Here is a 22657-nt window from a genome sequence, read left to right as displayed (position 1 = left end):
TAACACAAATTTTTTAAATTCTTGTAAATTTATATAACTTTAGGATATAATTTGTTTGTGATACTATGAATATAATAATTATTGGTGCAGGACCTGCTGGAATGGTTGCTGCTATAAATGCAAAAAATGAAAATAATGATGTTACATTAATTGAAAAAAATGATAGAATTGGGAAAAAATTACTGGCAACTGGCAATGGCAGATGCAATTATACTAACTTAAATTTGTCAGAAGAAAATTATTCTTCTCCAAGTTTTGTTAAATACACCATAAAAGAATTTAATAATCAAGACTTAATAAATTATTTTAAAACTTTAGGGCTTGAATCTACAATTGATGGAAATAGAGTTTATCCAATTACATTGAAGTCAAATTCTGTGCTAAATATTTTTATGTATTGGCTTAATAAAAAGAATATCGACATTAGGACAAACACAGAAGTTTTAGAAATTAAAAAAAATAAAAAGGGTTTTGAAGTAATTACAAATGATGGAATTTTTAAATCAGATGTAGTTATAGCAGCTTTTGGCGCAAAATCCATGCCTGCAAGTGGTTCTGATGGAAGAAGTTTTGAAATTTTAAAAAAGCTAGGTTTAAAAATAACTGAATTAAAGCCGGCACTTACTCAAATAAAATTGGAATCAAAATATTTAAAGCATCTTAAGGGAACTAAAGTAATTGGAATGGCAAAATTATTTGAGAAAGATAAAAAAATTGACGAAAGATTTGGAGAAATTTTATTCACTGATTATGGAATAAGTGGGCCGCCAATTTTAGATTTGTCAGTGAATATTTCTGAAAATAATTTTATTGAAGTGCCCATAATAAATAATGTTGATGAAAATACAATTGAGATGCTTTATAGCAGATATTATATGTTTCCAGATTTTTCCCTTGAAGAGTACTTAATGGGAATTGTCGATAAAAAATTTATTCACTATATAATTGATTCTTTAAATTTAGACAAAAAAGTTGCAATGAATATGATTCCTATGTCAGATTTTGAAAATATCGCAGAAGTTTTGTTAAAGTCAAGGTTTAAAGTAATTGGGAGCACAGGTTTTAAAAATTCCCAAGTTACAAGAGGTGGCGTTGATTTAAGCGAAGTAAATCCTTATGACTATTCATGTAAAAAAATTGAGAATTTGTATATTATAGGAGAGGCACTAAATATTGACGGAGACTGCGGTGGTTATAATTTGCAATTTGCATTTTCTTGTGGATATCGACTTGGAAAGATGCTTAGTGAAAAATAATTTGCAATAGAAGTAAATTCAGATTAAAATAATTTTGCAAATAAGATTAATTTTAATGATTCAAATAGATTTGGAGGAAGAATGTTTTACTTACAAAAAAAATTAAAGGAATATGGCAATATTTCTGTTGGAATTGTTGGCTCAGGAATAATGGGCACTTCACTATTTACTTTGTTAAGTCAAAATGAAAATTTTTATCCCATAGTTTTTTCATCAAGAAATAAAGTAACGCTAAAAGCTGCAATAGATTCAGCAAATATAGATAAAGGTGATTATGCCTTTACAGATGATTTGGAAGAAGCAAGGAATCTTTTAAGAGAAAAAAAATACATCGCCACAACAAATAATTTAATTGCATCAACTCTTGTGGACTGCATAGTTGATTGTACGGGAGACACTGAGACTGGTACAAAATTATCTATTTCTGCAATAGAAAATAATGTAGATATAGTTAGTCTTAATGTTGAGATGGATGCAACTGTTGGACCAATCTTAAAGGTAATGGCAGATGAAAAGGGAATAGTTTATTCGGGAACAAAGGGCGATGAACCTGGTGCCATTGTAGAGATTTATGAATTTGCAAAAAATTGTGGGTTTGAGGTTCTAGTTCTCGGAAAGGGGAAAAATAATGAATTAAATAATTATGCGACTCCAGATAGTTTAAGGGACTCTGCAAACAAAAGGGGAATAAGTCCAAGAATGTTAACTTCTTTTGTAGATGGGACTAATACAATGATTGAACTTAATGCTGTATGCAATGCTCTTGGCTTTATTCCAGATATTAGGGGTTGCCATTTTGTAGATACAAGTCCTAAAAAAATTGCCGATGATTACAAATTAAAAGAAGATGGTGGAATTTTAAATTCCTATGGTGTTGTAGACTTTGCAACAGGTATAGCTCCTGGAGTTTTTGCTGTGGTAAAACCAAAATCTAATATTATTGATAAAGAAATGAAATATCTTTCCATGGGAGAAGGTCCAAATTATACAATATATAGACCTTATCATTTGACTAGCATTGAGACAATAGTTTCCATTATTAAAGCTGTGGTATTGAGAGATTCATCTATTGCCCCAATGGGAGAGCCCTATGCAGAAACCGTAGCAGTTGCCAAAAGAGATATAAAAAAGGGCGAAAAACTTGATTCTATTGGCGGAGAAATGATTTTTGGAACTTTGGAAACAAAAAAAGACCAACTAGATGGGAACCATGTGCCAATTGGTATTGTAACAGATGGTGCTTATGCGAAGAGAGATGTAAAAAAGGGAAGTCTAGTTAATTATGATGACATATCTTTAAATGAAGAGTCAGAAATTGTAAAGCTTAGAAAAATACAAGATAAGTATTTTAAAAAGTAAACAAAGATGATATAATATTCAAAATAGGTGATAAAATGAGAATAACACAAGAGACAGATTATGCCTTTAGAATTGTAAGGTACCTGGCTGAAAATGAAGGTACAGTAGTTGGAGCACCTCAAATTGCTGAAAATGAAGGTGTTACTAAAAGATTTACTCTAAGAATTTTGAGAAAATTAAATTTAGCGGGAATTACCGATGCAAAAAGAGGTTCTAAGGGTGGATATTATTTAAAGAAACCAAAGGAAGACATAACACTATACGACATACTTATTGCGATTGATGGACCTATTGTAATAAATAGGTGTTTACAAAAAGATAGTTATTGTAGTAAAAACAAATCTGGTAATGTAGGAAATTGCAAATTTCATGGTACACTCGCAAAGATTCAATCCAACATTATTAAAATGTTTAAGGATGAAACAATAGACAATTTTATATAAGCTTTGATGAGGACGGTAAATTCTAAAAACTAAGAGAGCAGTTGTTTGGTGTGAAACTGTGTTTTGAAAATTTATAGATCACCTCGGAGCTCAAAGGTCAAAAGCCTTTGCGTATTTGCGTTAAAAAATTAAGTGATAGTTACCTATAATTAGGGTGGTACCGCGGCTAGTTCGTCCCTTCTCGTTTGAGAGGGGACTTTTTTATAAAAAATTAGGAAGAATAAGGAGTTTTAGATGAAAAATTTTAAAGAATTATCTAAGGATAAGGTTAGTGAAAGGGAAGAAAAAATCTCAAGATTTTGGGATGAAATAGATCTTTTACACAAATCTGTAGAATCTAGAAAAGATGGAGAGAATTATATTTTCTATGAAGGACCTCCAACAGCAAATGGCAAGCCAGGAATACATCATGTAATGGCGAGAACTTTAAAGGACTTAACTTGTAGATATCATACAATGCTTGGATATAAAGTTAAGAGAAAAGCTGGTTGGGACACACATGGTCTTCCAGTTGAAATTGAAGTTGAAAAAAAACTTGGACTTCATAATAAACAAGATATTGAATCCTATGGAGTTGAAAATTTTAATAAAAAATGTAAGGAATCTGTTTTTGAATATGAAAAAGAATGGAGAACACTTACTAGAAGAATGGGCTATCTAATAGATTTAGACCATCCATATATTACACTTGAAAATAGTTATATTGAATCAGTTTGGCATATTTTAGACAAGATGTTTAAAGAAGGACTAATTTATGAAGGACATAAAATTGTTCCTTATTGTCCAAGATGTGGAACTGGACTTGCATCTCATGAAGTTGCACAAGGCTATGAAGAAATAAAAACTACTACTGTAACTTGTAAATTCAAATTAAAGGGTAAGGATAATGAATATTTCTTAGCATGGACAACTACACCTTGGACACTTCCTTCTAACGTAGCCCTTGCTGTAAATCCAAAAGTTGAATATATTAAAGTAAAGCATTCCGACGGAAATATTTATTATGTAGCAAAGTTACTTGCAAAAACAGTTTTCAAAGATGATGAATATGAAGTAATAGAAGAATTTGTCGGCAAAGATTTAGAGTTTATGGAATACGAGCAACTTCTTAAATTTTTAGAACCTGATAAAAAAGCATTTTATGTAATATGTGCTGATTATGTAACTACTGAAGATGGTACAGGTATTGTTCATATTGCACCTGCTTTTGGTGAAGACGACTACCAAACTGCAAGGGGATATGACCTTCCAATGTTAAAACCAGTGGATGAAGAAGGTAAATTTACTGATACACCATGGAAAGGTCAATTTGTAATAGATGCTGATCATGATGTGATTCATTATCTAATGGACAATGACTTAATGTTTTCAAAACAAAAAGTAGTTCATAATTATCCACACTGTTGGAGATGTCATACTCCATTAATTTATTACGCACATCCATCTTGGTACATTGAAGTTACTAAATTTAAAGATAAATTAATTGAAAACAACAAGGGTGTTAATTGGTTCCCAGATTTTGTTGGTGAAAAGAGATTTGGAAATTGGCTAGAAAATCTAAATGACTGGGCAATTTCAAGGTCAAGATATTGGGGGACACCACTTCCAATTTGGAGATGTGAATGTGGTCATACAGAATCAGTTGGTTCAATTGAAGATCTTAGAAAAAAAGCTGTGGAAGATGTTCCAGAGGATATAGAGCTTCACAGACCATATGTTGATGACATTCATATAAAATGTCCAAAATGTGGAAAAGAGATGAAGAGAGAATCTGATGTAATCGATGTATGGTTTGACTCTGGAGCAATGCCTTTTGCACAATGGCATTATCCTTTTGAAAATAAAGATAACTTTAGTGAGTTATTCCCAGCAGACTTTATATCTGAAGGAATTGATCAAACTAGAGGTTGGTTCTATTCACTAATTGCAATTTCAACTTATATGACAGGAAAAAGTCCATATAAAAATGTACTTGTAAATGACCTTATCCTTGATAAAGATGGAAAGAAAATGTCAAAATCAAGAGGAAATACAGTAGCTCCTTTTGAATTATTTGATAAATATGGTGCCGATGTTGTAAGATGGTATCTACTTTATGTATCTCCACCTTGGACTCCAACAAAATTTGATGAAGATGGTCTTCGTGAAATTGAATCAAAATTCTTTAGATCACTTAGAAACACATATAACTTCTTCAGTCTTTATGCAAATACAGATAATATTGATCCTAGAGAACACAAAGTAAGCTATGAAGATTTAGAAGAAATCGACAAATGGTTGCTTTCAAAATATAACAGACTAGTAAAAACTGTAAGAAAAGACATGGAAGTATTTGAACTTACAAAAGTTGTTAGAGAAATTCAAGAATTTGTAATTGAAGATGTTTCAAATTGGTACATTAGAAGAAACAGAAGGAGATTTTGGAAGACTGACAAAGACAATACTAAACTTGCAGTATACAAGACAACTTATGAAGTTTTACTTGGTGTTACAAAACTAATCGCACCAATAGTTCCATTTATCTCTGAAGAATTGTTTAAGTCACTTACTGATGAAGAGTCTGTACACTTAGTTGATTATCCAACTTATGATGAAAATATGATTAACGACAAAGTAGAAGAAAAAATGGATTTGGTAAGAGATCTTGTAACATTGGGAAGAGCATCTAGAGAAGAAGCAAAGATTAAAGTAAGACAACCACTTTCAGAAGTTATTATCGACGGTAAGTATAAAGATATTATTGGCGATTTAACTGATTTAATTAAGGAAGAATTAAACGTTAAAGAGGTAAAATTTGAAGATAATCTTTCAGAATATATGGAATTTGAACTTAAACCAAACTTTAGAGTTTGCGGAAGCATTTTAGGTTCAAAAGTAAAAGACTTTGGCAAATATTTAAGGGAAACTAATGCAAAAGAACTTCTTTCAAAATTAAATGAAGGAAATGTAAACATTGAAATTGGTGGCGAAGAAATAGAAATCAAGAGAGATTATGTAGAAGTAAAAATCAATGCAAAAGAAGGTTTTGATGTTGTTATGGAAAACAATCTCTTTGTAATTCTTGACACTGAACTTAATGCTGAACTTCTTAATGAAGGATATGTAAGAGAATTTATATCAAAGATTCAACAACTTAGAAAGAAAAAAGATTTAGACATTTTAGACAATATTAAGATAACTTATAAATCTGACGAAGAAGTAGAAAAGGCAATAGCATCTGAAGAAAAATTTATTAAGACAGAAACTTTGGCAACTGAAATAGTTAATTCAGATGTAGATACAGAAGTTGAAAACCTAAATGGACATGAAATAAAAATAGAAATAGAGAGAGTATAAATTTAATTTAAAGGCTCTAGTGAAAAGTAATGACCTTCTCAAGTTGGACTGAAAAACCGATTTGAGGAGGTCAATTTTTATTAAATTTAATGTACATTTTTTGTGCATTTTTTCACTATATGAAAATTATGTAAAACTATTGACAAAAGTAGAAGGTTCAAATATTATAATCAAAGAATATGAATTGATTAATCAAATTAATTCATATTACATATTTGGAGGTATGAAGTGAGAAACAAAATTGATAATTTAGAGAAGACAGCTGAAGTTTTAAAAGTAATGGCACATCCCATTAGACTTAAAATTATTAAAAATCTAATTGACAATGGTCCATGTAATGTTGGATCCTTACAAGAGAAATTTAATATTCCTCAACCAACTGTTTCTTCCCATCTCGGAAAATTAAAGAGAGCTGGCGTGTTAAATAGCGATAGAAATGGAACTGAAATTTTTTATAAAGTTGACAATAAATTTATAATAGCTCTTGCAGAAACAATATTTGATTAATCCCCGTAGTGGGATTTTTTTATGGAGTTTTTATGATTTTAAATAAAATTCAATTAGAGGCAGTTAAATCTATTGATAAAGACGTAACATTGATGGCAGGAGCGGGTACAGGAAAAACAAGAGTATTAACAAGTAGATTTATAAATATTGTAAAAAAGTATAATGATCCAAAAAGTATTTTAGCAATTACTTTTACAAAAAAAGCTGCAGAAGAAATGTTAGCAAGAATTTCCAGGGAACTTGTAGAAGAAAATATTGAATTTGAAGAGAAGGATTTAAATGTTATGACAATTCATTCCTTTGCTCTTGAAATCGTATCTAATTATTCTTACATTCTTGGAGTTAATCCAAACTTTAAAGTCTTAGAGGATGCTAAAAGTTTGAAATTATTAGAAGATTCTATAAAGTTAGCCTTAAATAATAATACAGATGAAAGGCTGAAAAAATATCTTATAGATTTTAACACAAATCCCTTTGAGGAAAGAAAAGTTTTCTTTGACCTTTATTTAGATTTTAAAAACAATGATTTAGATTTTGAAGATATATTAAAGAAAAGTTTAAACTTTTGCAGTTCAAATAAAAATTTTAGCGAATTAGTTTTATTGTTAGATGACTTTAGAAAAGTAAGTGGTAAAAAGTTTCAATATTTTTACGATGAAAATATTGAAGATATTAAAAACTTAGAAACTTATAATCTAGACATTTTAAATTCAATAGAAGAAAATCTTGGATCTGCAAAAAAATATAATGATAAAATTGAAAATATTTTAGATTTAGTAAGGGAATTAAGGAAAAATCTTGAAATAAAAAATAAAGAGTATTACGAAATTATCATTGAAATTTTAAAAGATATTTACAATATTTATTCAAATAAAAAGAGAGAAATAAATTCTCTTGACTATGACGATATAATTTCTTATACTCATAAGATTTTAAAAAACGAAAATTGCAAAAGAGCTTTGCAAAGAAGGTATTCTTACATATTAGTTGATGAATATCAAGATACAAATGGAATTCAAAATGAAATTATAAATACTTTTCTTACATCAAATTTGTTTATAGTTGGAGATCCAAAGCAATCTATTTATGCCTTTAGAGGCGCAGACCTTTATAGTTATTTTAGCTTTTCAGATGATATAAAGAAACGTGGACTTTCCCTTATTATGAATAAAAATTATAGAAGCGGCGGAAATATTATAAATTTCATAAATTCCACTTTTGAAAAGTTAATTGATAATTATGAAGAAATGGAATATGACTTTCAAAATGACGGCGATGTTTATCTATATAATACTGAGGATAACAATGAAATAAGTGTTGTTGTAGGCAATTTATTAAAAAAATTTAAAGCTAAAGATATTGCGATTTTGTCTAGGAGCAATGCTCAAATTGACGAAGTAAGTAAGATACTTACTCTTAAAAATATATCCTTTAACAAGGGTGAAAGAAATTTAGAGGAAATAGAAGTTTTAAAGGTTACAAAAAACATTTTGTCTACAATTTATAGTCCTGAAGAATTTTTAAATACATTATCTCTTTTTAATTCTTCGCTTTTAGAGTTTAATTTTAAAGATTTAGTCAAAATATTAAATTTAGAAATTAATAAATTTTCAGATTTAATTCAAATTGAAACTGAAAATAAAAATTTAGATAATTTTATAAAATTTTTAATTTCAATAAAGAAGAAATCTAAAACACTTTTTTTGGATGAAATAATTGAAGAAATTATGAATTATTTTTATGATTTAGAAACTTTAAGAGAAATAGATTGGGATTATTTATATAAATTTAAAGAGATAGCAAGAGATTTTTCTTCTGAGAGCTCAACGGATTACGGAACTTTTGAAAAATATATTTTGACTATTAAATTTGAAGATTTGGAAGATGGAATAAATCTCTTGACAATACACAAATCAAAGGGATTAGAATTTGATGCAGTTGTAATTTCTCACATGGATAGAGGAAAAAAATTAGGGCAAAGTAAAAAAATAATCGTAGACAAAGATCTAGGTATTGCTATTAAATCTGATTTTTCTGATTCCAGGTATAGAGCAGTAAGTGAAAAACTAAGAAATATTGATAATGAAGAAGAAAAAAGAGTTTTATACGTAGCTATGACTAGAGCAAAAAAGGAACTTTTACTCTTTGGAAATTTTAAAGATTATAAATCAAACTCCTATTTTGACTTTTTAGATGATGATGTAGAAATAAAAGAATACAAGCTTTCTAAGGATTTAAAAGAAGACCTTCCTTTAAAAAAATATTTGCCTTTAGATTTAAAAATTAATTTTGAGAATAGAATTAGAGAGTATTACACTGTGACGGATTTTATAAATTATAAAAGAAGTCCTATGGATTTTTACAAGAAATATTTTTTGGGAATTGACGAGTATACAATGGGAGATGGAAAGAACAGGGTATTAGATCCAAAAACCTTAGGAAGTATTGTTCATTTATTTGCACAAATTCATTCGAGAAAGGATACAAATAAAAATAATATAGATGAATTTTTAAAAGAAATTTTTGATTATTATGAAGAAGAAATAGATGATGATAAATTAAAAATTGCAAGAGAACTTTCCCTAAATTATTTGGAAATGGAAGAAGAAAATATAGTTGAGAAAGAATTATTATTTTATTATGATTTAGAGGGGTTTTTAGTTAAGGGATATATTGACCAAGTTATAAAAATAGGCGGAGAGTATTATATTGTAGATTTAAAAACTAGTGAAATGGATTTGGACTATCTAAAATCTTCTTATGAAAATCAATTAATATTATATTCAGCGATTTATGAAAAATTATACAAAGTTGATGTAAAAGGTGCTTATATTTTTGACCTAAGGGGTAAAAATAAAATAATCATTGAGACTAATAAGGGAAAAAGTGAAATTATTATGGAAGAATTTTTAGATTACATTAAGTTTTTAAGGTCTCATACAATTTATAGGGATTATTTATAATTTAAGGAGGAAATATGGATTATTCTAAAGAATATCAAGAAAAATTAATTTCAGCAAAAGATGCTGCCGCAATGGTAAAAGACAATATGTGGATTGACTATGCATGGTGTGCTAACACTCCTGTTGCCTTTGATAAGGCGCTTGCTGAAAGACTTGACGAATTAAATGAAATTTATTTAAGGGGTGGTGTACTTCTTTGGGAACCAGAAGTTTTTAAGAAGGACCCTGAAGGCAAAAAAGTTGTATGGAATTCTTGGCACGCAGGTGGACCAGATAGAAATAGGATTAATAAAACACCTGGCGGATTTTATAATCCATTAAGATACTCTGAATTGCCAAGATGGTACAGAGAAAACTGTAAAGTGGATATTGCAGTTATAGTAACTCCTCCAATGGATAAACATGGAAATTTTAACTTTGGATTAAGTGCATCTCATTTAATGGCAGTTATTGAAGCAGCTGACAAAGTAATTATAGAAGTAAATGAAAAAATGGTAACTGGATTAGGCGGTTTTGAAAATGAAATTAACATCAAGGATGTTGATTATGTTATTGAAGGCGAAAATCCTGAAATTGCTACTCTACCAAAGGGAAGTTTTGGTGAAGTTGATAAAAAGGTTGCAGAATTAATTGTAGAGGAAATTCCTAATGGAGCAACTCTTCAATTAGGAATTGGTGGAATGCCTAATGCAGTAGGATCACTTATTGCTAATTCTGACTTAAAGGATCTTGGAGTTCATACTGAAATGTATGTTGATGGATTTGTAGAAATGGCAAAGAAGGGTAAACTTTCTGGAGCGAAGAAAAACATCGATAGATTTAGACAAGTTTATGGATTTGCAGCTGGTTCAAAGGAAATGTATGATTACATCGACGGCAATTCAGCTTGTATGGCAGCTCCAACTTCATATACAAATGATGCAAGAGTAATTGCTGAGCTGGACAATTTTGTATCAATTAATAATGCCGTAAATATAGATTTATTTGGACAAGTAAGTTCTGAATCTTCAGGTTTAAAACATATTTCTGGAGCAGGCGGACAACTTGACTTTGTGCTTGGAGCATATTTATCTAAGGGAGGAAAATCTTTTATCTGTCTATCTTCTAAATTTATGAACAAGAAGACTGGAAAAGAAGAATCAAGAATTGTTCCTAATTTTGAAACTTTCTCAGCAATTACAGCTGCAAGACCAAATACTCACTGGATTGTAACTGAATATGGAAAGTATAACTGCAAGGGTCAAGCAACTTGGCAAAGAGCAGAAGGAATAATTAACCTTGCCGCACCTGAATTTAGAGATGATCTAATTAAAGAAGCTGAAAAGATGAATATTTGGAGAAGAAGTAATAAGAGATAATTTTTAAGTATTTAACCCTCTAACTTTTATGAGTTAGAGGGTTTTAAATTAAAAAAATTTCACAAAAAAAGTTATTAATTTTCACAATAAAGCCTTATACTTAAATTTATAATTTAAACAAAATGAAAATTGATAAAAAGTCTTTGCATAAAACAATAATCTATGATATAGTGAAGAATTTTACTTTTTTAAAAATCTTTGTTATACTAATAATAGGGATAATAGGAGGTAAAATATGTTTAATATTGGCGATAAAATTGTATATCCTATGCACGGGGCAGGTGAAATTGTAGCAATAGAAGAAAGAGAAATTCTAGGTAATGTGCACAATTATTACATAATGAAATTACCGATTAATAATTTAAAAGTTATGGTGCCTGTAAAAAATGCTGAAGAAGTTGGGGTTAGAAAAATTTCTGATGCACAAACTATGAAAAATGTTTTAGATACACTTTCTTCAAGGAAAGAAATATCTATGCCAAAGAATTGGAATAGAAGATATAGATTTAATTTAGATAAAATAAAATCAGGTGATTTAACAGAAATTGCCGATGTAGTAAAATGTCTTGAAAATTTGGACAGACAAAAATCTCTTTCAACAGGAGAGAGGAAAATATTGACAGAAGCAAGACAGATCATCGTTTCAGAGATGGCACTTGTTTTTGATAAAAAGGTGGAAGAAATCACAAAGCTTATTGATGACGCCATATTTGGTTAAGGAGGGATTTTTATTAGCAAGAATCGAAAAATTGTGTCCAAAATTTTTAAAGTGCTATTCACATTAATAGGAGCACTTGTGGGTATTTTTATCGTGTCTCTTTTGTCAGACATGAAATTTGTAAGAGATATTGAAAGCCAAAAAGTTATGACAGTAATTTTTGCCGTTATTGTAATTTTATCTGCACTTATATTTTTTATACTTTCACCGAAGGCATTCAAAACTTTAGAAGATCTTTTGGCTTTTTGGGAAAGACAAATTCAGACAAAATCTTTTGCAGAAGTAATACTCGGTGCTGTTGGTCTTATTCTTGGACTTATAATAGCATTTTTAATTTCGCAACCTATTTACAAGATTCCTATTCCATATGTAGGTTCAGTAATTTCTATTTTACTTTATGGAATGCTTGGTTACTTAGGTCTTAATATAGGAATGTCAAACAAGGACACTATTTCAGAAAAGATAAGAGATTTAACTTCTTTAGCTGCCAAGAAAACATCAAAGCCAAAGGAAAACATTAAAACTCGAGAAGGCATTCCAAAAGTGTTAGATACTTCTGTTATAATTGATGGAAGAATACTTGATATTGTAAAAATTGGTTTTATCGAAGGACCTCTTGTAGTACCAGTATTTGTATTAGAAGAACTTCAACATATTGCAGATTCTGCAGATGCACTAAAAAGAAATCGTGGAAGAAGAGGACTTGACACCGTTGCAGAAATTCAAGAATTAAAAAATGTTGAAGTAATAATTTACAAAGGAAAAATTGAAGAAATTCCTGAAGTGGATTCAAAACTTTTAAAGCTTGCAACTGACTTAGGTGGTAAAATTGTCACAAATGATTATAATTTAAATAAAGTTGCAAAAGTTCAAAATTTAGAAGTTTTAAATATTAATGAGCTTGCAAATGCAGTTAAACCACTTTATCTTCCAGGAGAAGAAATGAAAATTTTGATTGTCAAGGAAGGAAAGGAACAAAATCAAGGTTTAGGATATTTAGACGATGGAACAATGATAGTTGTTGAAAATGGAAAGGACCTTATTGGAGAAAGTGTAAATGTAATAGTTACAAGTGCACTTCAAACTTCAGCAGGAAAAATGATTTTTGCAAAATTAAAATATTAATTTTAGAACTCTGTCTACGGCAGAGTTTTTATTTGATAATTGAATATATTAATCTTTAAGGTGTTATAAAACAGGTAAATAAAATACATATAAGCAGACTGACAAAGAATTTTATTTGACTATAAAAATATTTTGTAATATCATATTTAAAATAGTTAGGGGGAATAAAGATGAAATTATTTTTACCCGGTCCTGTGTCTGTTCGCAGTGAAGTTTTAAAACAATTTGAAAAACCTGTAATAGGACACAGAACTAAGGAAGCATCAGAAATTCAGAAATCAATTGTAATAAATATGCAAAAAGTTTTTGGAACTAAGGAATATATTTTAGTTTCAACATCATCAGGGACTGGACTTATGGAGGGTGCAATTAGATCTTGCACAAGAAAGAGAGCATTAATTTGTGCACTAGGTTCCTTTGGAGAACTTTGGCAAAGATTGGGTCTTGAAAATGGAATTGAAACAGATATTTTAAGAGCTGAACCAGGAGAGGCTACTGATCCAAATAAATTAGAAGAAGCTTTAAAGAAAAAAGATTATGATTTTGTTGGCATCACACATAATGAAACTTCTTCTGGTATTTTAAATAATCTTGAAGAACTAAAACCTATTATAGAAAAATATAGTGAAATTATTTGGGCAATTGACACTGTTAGTTCTGCTGGTGGCACTCCAATTGAACAAGATAAATATGGAATTGACATTTCAATTACATCTTCGCAAAAATGTTTAGGTCTTGTACCCGGACTAAGTTTTGCATCTTTTTCTACAAAAGCGGTAGAAAAGGCAAAGACAATAGAAAACAGAGGACATTATTTGGATCTATTACTTCTATATAATTATTCAAAAGAAAATAACTTCCAATATCCTTCAACTCCTGCGATTTCAAATATGGTTGCCGCAGAATACCAACTTAATTATATAGTTAATGAAGAGGGCCTTGAAAATAGATTTAATAGACATTTAATGATGTCAAATTATTTTAAGGATTGGGCAAATAAAAATTTTGAAGTTTTTGGAGATAAAAAGTATTTATCGCCAACAATAACTTGTGTTAAGAATACAAAAAATTTAAATTTTGAAAAATTAAATAATGAGTTGCTAAAAAGAGGAATTGTAATTTCTAATGGCTATGGTCCAATGGCAAATAAAACTTTTAGAGTTGGACATATGGGTGATACAACTTTAGACGATATGAAAGAACTTACAAGAATATTTGACGAAATATTAAAAAACAATTAAATCATTTAAAATATCTTGCGTCTTAGCAAGATATTTTTTTTGCAAAATTTTTAAAATTAGTTTTACAATTAAGTTTTTGTTACAAATTCAAAAATTCTTTGAGAAAATTAATATATTCCTTTATACTTTTTATGTAAGAGAGGTTGATAAAATGAATAAAAAAAGAATTAGTTTAATAATGACTGTATTTTTAATGACTATTACTATTAATGTTTTTGCAGCAAATAAATTAGTATTCAATGAGCCTATTGCTCCAGGAGTTGTGAGATATAAGTATGAAGTTACTGGAGATAAAAAGAATGCCATGGTAAATGTTGTTACAGTTGATTTAAATAATCCACACATAAAAATCAACACTGTGGCAGGAGGCGGTACTTATACAAATAAGGCAACTGTCTCACAAATGGCTGATAGAACTAATGCTGTTGCTCTTGTAAATGGAGATTTCTTTACAATGCAGCTTCAAGGTGTGCCACTAGGTGCATCTATAATTGATGGTGATATAAAATCATCTCCGGCAGTTTTAACTGACATTTGGTCCTTTGGAATTGATGAAAATAATACTGCCTTTATTGACAGCACAAAATTTATAGGGAGTGTAACAGCCCCTAATGGCAAATCTTATCCAATTGATGGATTAAATAAGACATACTATTGGTATCAACCATCAAAGGAATATTCTCACGAATCAAAAATTCAAATGTATAATTCTTTTTGGTCTTCTAAATCAAGAGGAGATAGCACTGCAGGAGAAGTTCTTCTTTCTGGAGATAATGTCGTGGAACAAATTGTATATAGAAAAAACATCGATATGAAAATTCCTGAGGGGAAGAAAATTTTACAAATAAGCGGTGCATCAGAAAAATTTGTACGTGATAATATTAAAGTGGGAGACAAATTAGAAATTAAGACTAATATTGAGCCAAATAGAAATTGGAAGATGATGATTGGTGGTCATGCACTTCTTGTTGAAAATGGTGCAATTAAAAAATATACTAAGGACGTAACTTCAATTGGCGGTGTTAGAGCGAGAACTGCCGTAGGAATAAGTCAGGATGGGAAAACTGTTTATATTGTATCAGCAGAGGGTAGGACTAAAAGATCTTCAGGTATGTCTTTAAATGACTTGTCGCAATTTATGTTAGATCTTGGAGCTTTTAAGGCAATGAATTTAGACGGCGGCGGTTCAACTGCAATGGCTGTTAGAAATTTAGGAGACTTAAATAGAACTAGAGTTACAAATCCAGAAAAAAATGCTGGAGAGAGAAAGGTAGTAAATGGACTTGGAGTTTTCAATACAACTACAAATACAAATATTATTTCGGATGTAAAGTTTGAAAGTGATTTAGATACAATTGTTGGCGAAACGCTTAATTTAAAATTAAAATCAGCATGGGATGAATTTTTAAACCCCATTGACATAAAAGATAGAACTTATACAATTGCAGATAATTCCAATGGAGCAAATATTTTAAATGGATTGTCATATCTTTCCATGAATCCAGGAAAGTTTAACTTAATTGTTACAACTAATAAGGGTGAAAAAATAAATAAAGAAATTAATGTAGCTGATAAGTCTGCTTACACAAAATTTAATATTAATGTAAAAAATAAAATTATAAAAAGAGGAATGAATCTAAGTCTTGACGCAAATGGAGAATATAATGGTAGGAAAGTAAAAATTTCTCCAAGAGTTATAAATTACTCCTTTGAGGATATGAAGGCAAGTGTTGATCCAAATAATTTTAATATTAATATTTTAGATTATGGTAGAAATCCAAAGATAATCGCAAAACTTGGCGACAAAACTTCCACACTTTCACTATATGATGAAAATACAAAGTTAATAAAGATGAAAGTAAATGATGTAAATTATAGTATTAATGGTGAAGCAAAAAAGATGGACGCAAAACCATTTATAAAAAATGACAGAACTTTAGTCCCACTAAGATTTATTGTTGAAGCTATTGGTGGAGAAGTAAATTGGGATAATGATAATAGAATTGTAATTGTTAATAGCAAGGGAAAAAATTTTGAACTTAAAATTGATTCAAAGACTATAAAAATCAATGGAGAGGACGTAAACATTGATCAAGCAGCAATAATTAAAGGCGACAGGACTTATGTGCCAATTAGATTTATTGCAGAGAACTTGGACATGGTTGTAAATTATATTAATGAAACTCGCGAAATTGAAATATCTTCTTTTGAAGATAAAAATTCGCTAAACAGTGAAACGACAAAAGATGTTAATTCAAATAATGCAGTTAACAATTCGCAAAACAAAGAAAATAATTCAAAAAATAATTTAAATACAAAAAACAAAAATACAAATAAAAATAATTCTGCTAATACAAAAAATGATAAGCTCAATAATGAGTCAGATAAAAATTCTAAAAATACTGTAAATTTATTTAACTAGATGAATTTACAAAAATAGGTCTTATAGATGTAGATTTTAAAAATCTATTTCTATAGGATCTTTTTTATAGATGATTAAAAAATAGTAGATAAAATATTTTACGATCTTTACTATGTCTACCAAATAGATTGAATTTAATTTGATGATATATCAATAAAAAAGGAACTCAGAGGAGTTCCAATAAATCGTTAATATTAAATTTATTTTTCTAAAATCATTTCGCCAATTTTATATACATCGCCGGCACCCATAGTTACAACAACATCCCCCTTTTTAATATTTTCTTTAATGAATTTTACTATATCTTCAAAGCCAGAAATATAAAAGGCATTGTCTCGGTGTTCGGAAATGGCATCTCTTAAAGTTTTTGAGTGAATATCACCATAATCTTTTTCACGTGCTGCATAAATATCTGTAATTATAATTACATCTGACTCGTCAAAGGAGTTGGCAAAGGCATCCAATAAAAGTTTTGTTCTTGTGTAAGTGTGAGGTTGAAAAATTGTGTATAATTTTCCATTACAAGCATTTTTAATTGCGTGAATTGATGATTTTATCTCCGTTGGATGATGAGCATAATCGTCCATAACTTTTGTTCCTTTGTAGTAGCCCTTTTCTTCAAGTCTTCTTTCTACACCTTTATAATTTTTAAGTCCTATAATTGCATTTTCAAGTGGAACATTGTTTACATAGGTTGCTGCAATTGCGGCAAGAGAGTTTAATACATTGTGTTTTCCAAGGACTGAAAGCTCAACATGATTTACCTTTTTACCATTTAAATACAAATCATAAATTGGGAAACCATCTTCGTTAAACTCAATATTTTTTGCCATTAGGTCTGCATTATTTTTTATTCCAAAAGTAAAGACTTTACAGTTATCAATTGGGAAGAGAGAATTAACATTTTCGTCATCAATATTTAAAATTACATAATTATCTTTATGAAGATTATCAACATAGCCTTTAAAAGTTTTAATTATATGGTCGATATTGTCAAAATAGTCTAAATGATCTTCATCAATATTTAAAACAATTTCTGTAGTAGGAAAATATTTTAAAATATTTGCCTTGTATTCACAAGCCTCTGTCAAAAATAATTTTTCGTCGCCAATTTTAATATTGCCATCAATATCTTTTAATTGACCACCAAGCATAATTGTTGGATTAATTTCTAGGTCTTTTATAATTTCTGTTATCATGGAAGTTGTAGTTGTCTTGCCATGAGTTCCTGATACAGCAATGGAATAATCGTAATTTTTCATAATAGCACCTAAAAATGTAGCTCTATCAACTAAATCTATTTTTTCTTTTACAGCTGCTATATATTCTTCGTTGTCAAAGGAAATCGCATCAGTAAAAATTACAAGGTCCATATTGTAAATATGTTCCTTTTTGTGCTCGTAATATATTGTAGCGCCATTTTTTTCTAATTTTTCTGTATTTATAGAGGGACTTCTGTCGCTTCCATAGACATTATAGCCTTTATAAAGCATGAGCTCTGCAAGTGCAGACATACTTATTCCACCAATTCCTATGAAAAATATATTTTTATACTTACTATTATCTATATTAATTTCAAACAATTTACTTCCTCCAGTTCTTTTTCATTATATCACAAAAATTTTACAAAGAAAAAATAATAAACATTAAAATTAAATAGATTAAAGGAAAAATTTTAATTAAAGCGTTTATTATGTATCTTATTTGTGCTATAATATGATAAAGAAAGAGAGGGATACTTGTATGAACATAACTGATGTAAGACTTCGCAAATTACCAACAGAAGGAAAGCTTAAAGCAATAGTATCTGTAACCTTTGATAACGAATTTGTGCTTCATGATATAAAAATAATAGAAGGAAATGAATCTTTATTTTTAGCAATGCCAAGCAGAAGACTTTCTAATGGAGAGTACAGGGACATTGCTCATCCAATTAATGCCGAAGCAAGAAAAGAATTAGAAGATGTTATTTTTAAAGAATATTATGCTGTAAAAGAAAAATTAGATTCAGAAGAAGCAGAAAAACAAGAAGAAAAAACTGAAGAATAATATAAGAGAGTCTTAGGACTCTCTTTTTATATGCTAAAGAATAGAAAGTTTAACAACCTTTGTACTTATATTTTTAATCCATTTGAGAAACATGGACAAGTTCACCATGTCTGTAATAATATTTTGGCAATCTCCTATTAAGATGTGTGATAAAAGATGTTTCGCAGTCGCCAGAAAATTCACATATATCTCTTACTCTAATTTCTTCATCACCTTGTTTGCCAATTAAAACAACTTCATCACCAATTTTGCAATCAACACCTGTTGCATCTATCATCATTTGATCCATACATATTAAGCCAATTTGTTTACACCTTTTTCCATTTATTAGTACTTCTAATTTTTCAGATAAAATTCGAGGAAAGGCATCTGCATATCCAATGGGAAGAGTAACGACTTTTGTATCTTTAGTGCATTTATAAAATCTTTCATAGCCAACAGTTTCGCCGCATTTTACCTTTCTTATAGAAGATATTTCTGCTTTTATTGAAAGTATTTCTTTTAAATTAAACTCCTCTGGAAGTTTTTTGCTGTCAGTATAACCATATTGAATAATACCTGGTCTTACCATATCTAGATCGTATTCTCTGTGATATAAAACAGAAGAAGAATTTGCAATATGTCTATATTTGAAATTATAGCCCTTATCTTCAATTTCTCTTATAAAATTTTTAAAGGAGTTAAACTGCTTTTTTGTAAATTCAGGGTCTGATTCACAAGCTGCAAAGTGTGAAAAAATTCCTTCTACATAAATATTTTTAAGTTGGAAAATTTTTATGACTTCGTCTAAAGAATTTTTATTAGGTATAAAGCCAATCCTAGACATTCCACTATCTACGGCAATATGAATTTTTGCAATTTTATGAATTTGTTTTGCAATAGCATCAAGATTAGTGGCATCGTCAAGTGAATAAAGATTAAGCGTAATATCATTTTTAATTGCATCTTCATAAAGATGCGGTGGAGTGTAGCCAAGAATTAATATATCCGAATTGGGAAATTCTTTCCTAAAAGTCAAAGCTTCTCCTAGAGTTGCCACAGCATAAAATTTTATTCCAAGTTCCATGGATATGTAAGAAAGGGGAACAGCTCCAAGTCTATAAGCATCGCTTTTTACTACACTCATAACTTCAGTATTTTCGCCTACGAGATTTTTAATTTCCTTAATATTATTTTCAAAATTATCTAAGTTTATTTCAATCCAAGCCGGTCTTGTCAAAAAGTCCTTCATTTTATTATCCTTTCAAAACGAGTATTTCTTTTAATATTATAGCATAGTAAGAGGTTTTATAAAAATATTTGCACAAAAAAACTGCCACAAGGGCAGTTCCTCTTAATAATCTTTTTCAACTAGCAAAATATTTAATATTACAGCTACAATAGTTCCACCTGATATACCAGATGAAAAAAGTGCTGAGATTAAACTTGGAAGTTTTGAAACAATGTCAGGTCTCATTGTAATACCAATTCCAACGCCAATTCCTCCGGCAATAATCATAATATTTTTTGTGGAAAATTTTGCCTTGCTAAGTGCTTGCATACCTGAAGCTAAAATTGTACCGAACATAAGAATTCCTGCACCTCCAAGAATAGGTGAAGGCATAATTGAAACTAAAGTGGCAAATTTAGGACAAAAGCTCATTATTATTAATATAAAAGATGAAAAAAGTGCAACTTTTTTTGACGCACATTTTGTAAGTGGGATTAGTCCAACATTTTGACTAAAAGTTTGTGCTGCACCTGAACCAAATACGGGAGATAACATTGAACCAATAGCATCAGCTCTAACTCCACTAGAGATGTCTGAATCAGATAGTTCAACTTCACAAACGGTGCCAAGAGTTTTCATAACTCCAACAGTTTCTATTATAGTTACAAGATAACCAGCGATAAAGGGAACGACAAATCTCAAATCAAATTTAACTCCAAAAGGAAATAACTCTGGAATTTTTATCCAAGGTGCAGCTGCAACTTGTGAAAAATCTACAAGACCCAATGGAATACAAATAATATAAGAAATTATCATTGCAATAAATACTGATGCGGTAGTCGCAAAACCTCTTCCGTAATGATTTATAAAAATTATGAGTAGAAAAGTAAAGACGGCAATTCCAATAAAAAGCGGATCTCCATAATTTTCTGCACCATATCCTCCGCCAACCCAATCAAAGGCAACGGGCATCATAGTTATTCCAATTAGCGTAATAACAGTTCCAGTAACTACTTCTGGGAAAAATTTTAAAAGTGGTTTAATAAAAAAGCTGAGTATTAATTCTAAAAGTGCACCTAAAATCGTTGCACCAAAGTAACCTGCAAGTCCACCACCCATAGTGTTAATGACAGCATTGGCAGGTGGTACAAAGCCAAAGTCAGTTCCCATAATTGTTGGAAGACCTATACCGACCTTTGCATTGCCTTTAAAAATCCCCTTAGTTTGTATAAAAGAACAAATACCAGATGCAAGTAGTGCAGCAGAAATAAGTATAGAAGTTTCTGCTACATTAGTACCAGCTATGGCTGCAATACTTAGTGGTACAGCGATAATTCCACTAAAAGCAGTCAAAATATTTTGAAATCCAAGCAGTGAGGATTTAAAAAAACCTGGTTTATCATCAACTTCATATTCTAGTTTCATTCCAATGTATTTCTTCACAATAAACTCCTTTTTTAATATAATTATAACAAAAATGATTTTAGCATATAAGTATTTGACATACAATAAGTATTAGAAAGGAGTAAATATGTATTTATATGTAGCATTAGGCGGAGCATTGGGGTCTTCCTTAAGATATTTTTTATCTAATAATATAAAAAGTGGTGTGGATTTCCCATTTTCAACTTTTATAATAAATGTAATAGGATCTTTTTTGATTGCATTAATTGCCTTTTACGCAGAAAAAAATAAATTAGATTCAAGACTAGTTATATTTATGAAAGTTGGATTTTGTGGAGGATTTACGACTTTTTCTACTTTTGCCTTTGATATATTTAATTTAGAAAATAATGGAAATTTTTTGAATTCAATTTTTTACGCTGCTCTTAGCATAGTTTTTTCTCTTGTTGCAATACATTTTGCAAGGCTTTTAATACTAGGAAGATTTTAATTAGTATTATTTAATAAATTTGTAAGATTTTGTAAGAATATTTGTAATTATTATTTGCTATTATAATTAAACAAGGAGGGATGTAATGGATAGATACAATATTTTAATTGCTGAGGACGACAAGGAAATTGCAAGATCCATTGGAATTTATCTTAAAAATGAAAATTTTAATATTTTTTATGCATATGATGGTCTTGAAGCTATAAAAATTTTTAGAAATGAAAAAATTGATCTAATAATAATGGATTTAATGATGCCAAATTTATCTGGCGAAGAAGCTATTATTAAGCTAAGGGAAATCTCTGTAGTCCCAATAATTATTTTATCTGCAAAATCAGAGGACACTGACAAAATTTTTGGACTTAATATTGGAGCTGACGATTATATTCAAAAGCCCTTCAATCCAATGGAGCTTATCGCTCGTGTGAAGAGTAATCTTAGAAGATTTTATGCCTATGATTTGAAAAATGATAGAAATTTTATTGAAATAGGAAGCATAAAATTAGATTTAGCACAGAAGATTGCCTATGTAGAGGATAAACCAGTAACGCTAACTTCTATTGAGTTTAAAATTTTGGAACTTCTAATGAAAAATCCAAATAGAGTTTTTTCAATTGAAGAAATTTATGAAAGTGTGTGGAATGAACCTGCAATTGAAGCAAAAACTGTAACTGTTCACATTAGGAGAATTAGAGAAAAAATAGAAGTAAATCCAAAGAAACCAATGTATCTTAAAGTGCAGTGGGGACTTGGTTACAAATTTGAAGATTTGAGGC

The 22657-nt window shown here is 29.6% G+C and carries 17 protein-coding genes and 1 other annotated feature; of the genes, 14 read left to right on the top strand and 3 right to left on the bottom strand.

The window, feature by feature from the left end:
* Positions 1 to 65: 65 nt before the first annotated feature.
* The 11 genes from MR285_RS06595 to MR285_RS06545 all read left to right on the top strand — a co-directional run bounded on the left by MR285_RS06595 (position 66) and on the right by MR285_RS06545 (position 16728).
* Positions 66 to 1256 (top strand): aminoacetone oxidase family FAD-binding enzyme, encoded by a 1191-nt coding sequence (locus MR285_RS06595; protein WP_293559267.1) that lies wholly within the window; start codon positions 66 to 68, stop codon positions 1254 to 1256.
* An 81-nt stretch (positions 1257 to 1337) separates the two neighbouring features.
* The gene (locus tag MR285_RS06590; RefSeq protein ID WP_293559265.1) at positions 1338 to 2615 is read left to right on the top strand and encodes an SAF domain-containing protein; all 1278 of its coding nucleotides are present in this window, start codon (positions 1338 to 1340) and stop codon (positions 2613 to 2615) included.
* A gap of 35 nt (positions 2616 to 2650) precedes the next feature.
* Positions 2651 to 3058: an Rrf2 family transcriptional regulator gene (locus MR285_RS06585; protein WP_293559263.1), complete on the top strand. Its 408-nt coding sequence runs from the start codon at positions 2651 to 2653 to the stop codon at positions 3056 to 3058.
* Positions 3053 to 3240, top strand: a binding site (T-box leader). It overlaps the preceding gene by 6 nt.
* 52 nt (positions 3241 to 3292) lie before the next feature.
* Complete coding sequence (gene ileS / locus MR285_RS06580) at positions 3293 to 6394, top strand: isoleucine--tRNA ligase (protein WP_293559261.1); 3102 nt, start codon at positions 3293 to 3295, stop codon at positions 6392 to 6394.
* Between the two features lie 228 nt (positions 6395 to 6622).
* Positions 6623 to 6901, top strand: a complete 279-nt coding sequence (locus MR285_RS06575; protein ID WP_293559259.1) for a metalloregulator ArsR/SmtB family transcription factor — start codon at positions 6623 to 6625, stop codon at positions 6899 to 6901.
* A gap of 32 nt (positions 6902 to 6933) precedes the next feature.
* A complete protein-coding gene (locus tag MR285_RS06570) occupies positions 6934 to 9864 on the top strand; it encodes an exodeoxyribonuclease V subunit beta (RefSeq protein WP_293559257.1) in 2931 nt (976 codons plus the stop codon).
* A 14-nt stretch (positions 9865 to 9878) separates the two neighbouring features.
* Positions 9879 to 11222: a butyryl-CoA:acetate CoA-transferase gene (locus MR285_RS06565; RefSeq protein WP_293559255.1), complete on the top strand. Its 1344-nt coding sequence runs from the start codon at positions 9879 to 9881 to the stop codon at positions 11220 to 11222.
* A 235-nt stretch (positions 11223 to 11457) separates the two neighbouring features.
* Entirely contained in the window at positions 11458 to 11940 is a 483-nt protein-coding gene (locus MR285_RS06560; RefSeq protein WP_293559253.1) for a CarD family transcriptional regulator, read from the top strand.
* A 33-nt stretch (positions 11941 to 11973) separates the two neighbouring features.
* Entirely contained in the window at positions 11974 to 13065 is a 1092-nt protein-coding gene (locus MR285_RS06555; protein WP_293559251.1) for a PIN/TRAM domain-containing protein, read from the top strand.
* Between the two features lie 170 nt (positions 13066 to 13235).
* Positions 13236 to 14306, top strand: a complete 1071-nt coding sequence (locus tag MR285_RS06550) for an alanine--glyoxylate aminotransferase family protein (protein WP_293559249.1) — start codon at positions 13236 to 13238, stop codon at positions 14304 to 14306.
* Positions 14307 to 14457: 151 nt separating this feature from the next.
* A complete protein-coding gene (locus MR285_RS06545; RefSeq protein ID WP_293559247.1) occupies positions 14458 to 16728 on the top strand; it encodes a stalk domain-containing protein in 2271 nt (756 codons plus the stop codon).
* A 200-nt stretch (positions 16729 to 16928) separates the two neighbouring features.
* Here the strand turns inward: MR285_RS06545 and murC are convergent, their stop codons facing one another.
* On the bottom strand, positions 16929 to 18311 hold the full coding sequence (gene murC, locus MR285_RS06540) for a UDP-N-acetylmuramate--L-alanine ligase (protein ID WP_293559245.1): 1383 nt from the start codon (positions 18309 to 18311) through the stop codon (positions 16929 to 16931).
* Positions 18312 to 18471: 160 nt separating this feature from the next.
* Here murC and spoVG point away from each other — a divergent pair, with 160 nt between their 5' ends.
* A complete protein-coding gene (gene spoVG, locus MR285_RS06535; protein ID WP_293559299.1) occupies positions 18472 to 18777 on the top strand; it encodes a septation regulator SpoVG in 306 nt (101 codons plus the stop codon).
* Between the two features lie 73 nt (positions 18778 to 18850).
* Here the strand turns inward: spoVG and alr are convergent, their stop codons facing one another.
* Entirely contained in the window at positions 18851 to 20008 is a 1158-nt protein-coding gene (gene alr / locus MR285_RS06530) for an alanine racemase (protein ID WP_293559243.1), read from the bottom strand.
* A gap of 102 nt (positions 20009 to 20110) precedes the next feature.
* On the bottom strand, positions 20111 to 21430 hold the full coding sequence (locus MR285_RS06525) for a nucleobase:cation symporter-2 family protein (protein WP_293559241.1): 1320 nt from the start codon (positions 21428 to 21430) through the stop codon (positions 20111 to 20113).
* A gap of 88 nt (positions 21431 to 21518) precedes the next feature.
* On the opposite strand from MR285_RS06525, the gene crcB reads away from it, so the two are divergent.
* A complete protein-coding gene (gene crcB / locus MR285_RS06520) occupies positions 21519 to 21881 on the top strand; it encodes a fluoride efflux transporter CrcB (RefSeq protein WP_293559239.1) in 363 nt (120 codons plus the stop codon).
* Positions 21882 to 21966: 85 nt separating this feature from the next.
* Positions 21967 to 22657: response regulator transcription factor (locus MR285_RS06515; protein WP_293559237.1), on the top strand; the 691-nt coding region annotated here is incomplete at its 3' end.

Source organism: Peptoniphilus sp., assembly GCF_022767005.1.
Lineage (GTDB): Bacteria > Bacillota > Clostridia > Tissierellales > Peptoniphilaceae > Peptoniphilus_A.
The sequence above is the reverse complement of the archived record's forward strand: the minus strand, read 5'-3'. Positions and strand labels throughout refer to the sequence as shown.

Excerpts from the sequence above, each read along its gene's own strand:
- MR285_RS06595 (WP_293559267.1), top strand. The coding sequence starts at position 66 with ATGAATATAATAATTATTGGTGCAGGACCTGCTGGAATGGTTGCTGCT.
- MR285_RS06590 (WP_293559265.1), top strand. The coding sequence starts at position 1,338 with ATGTTTTACTTACAAAAAAAATTAAAGGAATATGGCAATATTTCTGTT.
- MR285_RS06585 (WP_293559263.1), top strand. The coding sequence starts at position 2,651 with ATGAGAATAACACAAGAGACAGATTATGCCTTTAGAATTGTAAGGTAC.
- ileS (WP_293559261.1), top strand. The coding sequence starts at position 3,293 with ATGAAAAATTTTAAAGAATTATCTAAGGATAAGGTTAGTGAAAGGGAA.
- MR285_RS06570 (WP_293559257.1), top strand. The coding sequence starts at position 6,934 with ATGATTTTAAATAAAATTCAATTAGAGGCAGTTAAATCTATTGATAAA.
- MR285_RS06565 (WP_293559255.1), top strand. The coding sequence starts at position 9,879 with ATGGATTATTCTAAAGAATATCAAGAAAAATTAATTTCAGCAAAAGAT.
- MR285_RS06560 (WP_293559253.1), top strand. The coding sequence starts at position 11,458 with ATGTTTAATATTGGCGATAAAATTGTATATCCTATGCACGGGGCAGGT.
- MR285_RS06550 (WP_293559249.1), top strand. The coding sequence starts at position 13,236 with ATGAAATTATTTTTACCCGGTCCTGTGTCTGTTCGCAGTGAAGTTTTA.
- MR285_RS06545 (WP_293559247.1), top strand. The coding sequence starts at position 14,458 with ATGAATAAAAAAAGAATTAGTTTAATAATGACTGTATTTTTAATGACT.
- spoVG (WP_293559299.1), top strand. The coding sequence starts at position 18,472 with ATGAACATAACTGATGTAAGACTTCGCAAATTACCAACAGAAGGAAAG.
- alr (WP_293559243.1), bottom strand. The coding sequence starts at position 20,008 with ATGAAGGACTTTTTGACAAGACCGGCTTGGATTGAAATAAACTTAGAT.
- crcB (WP_293559239.1), top strand. The coding sequence starts at position 21,519 with ATGTATTTATATGTAGCATTAGGCGGAGCATTGGGGTCTTCCTTAAGA.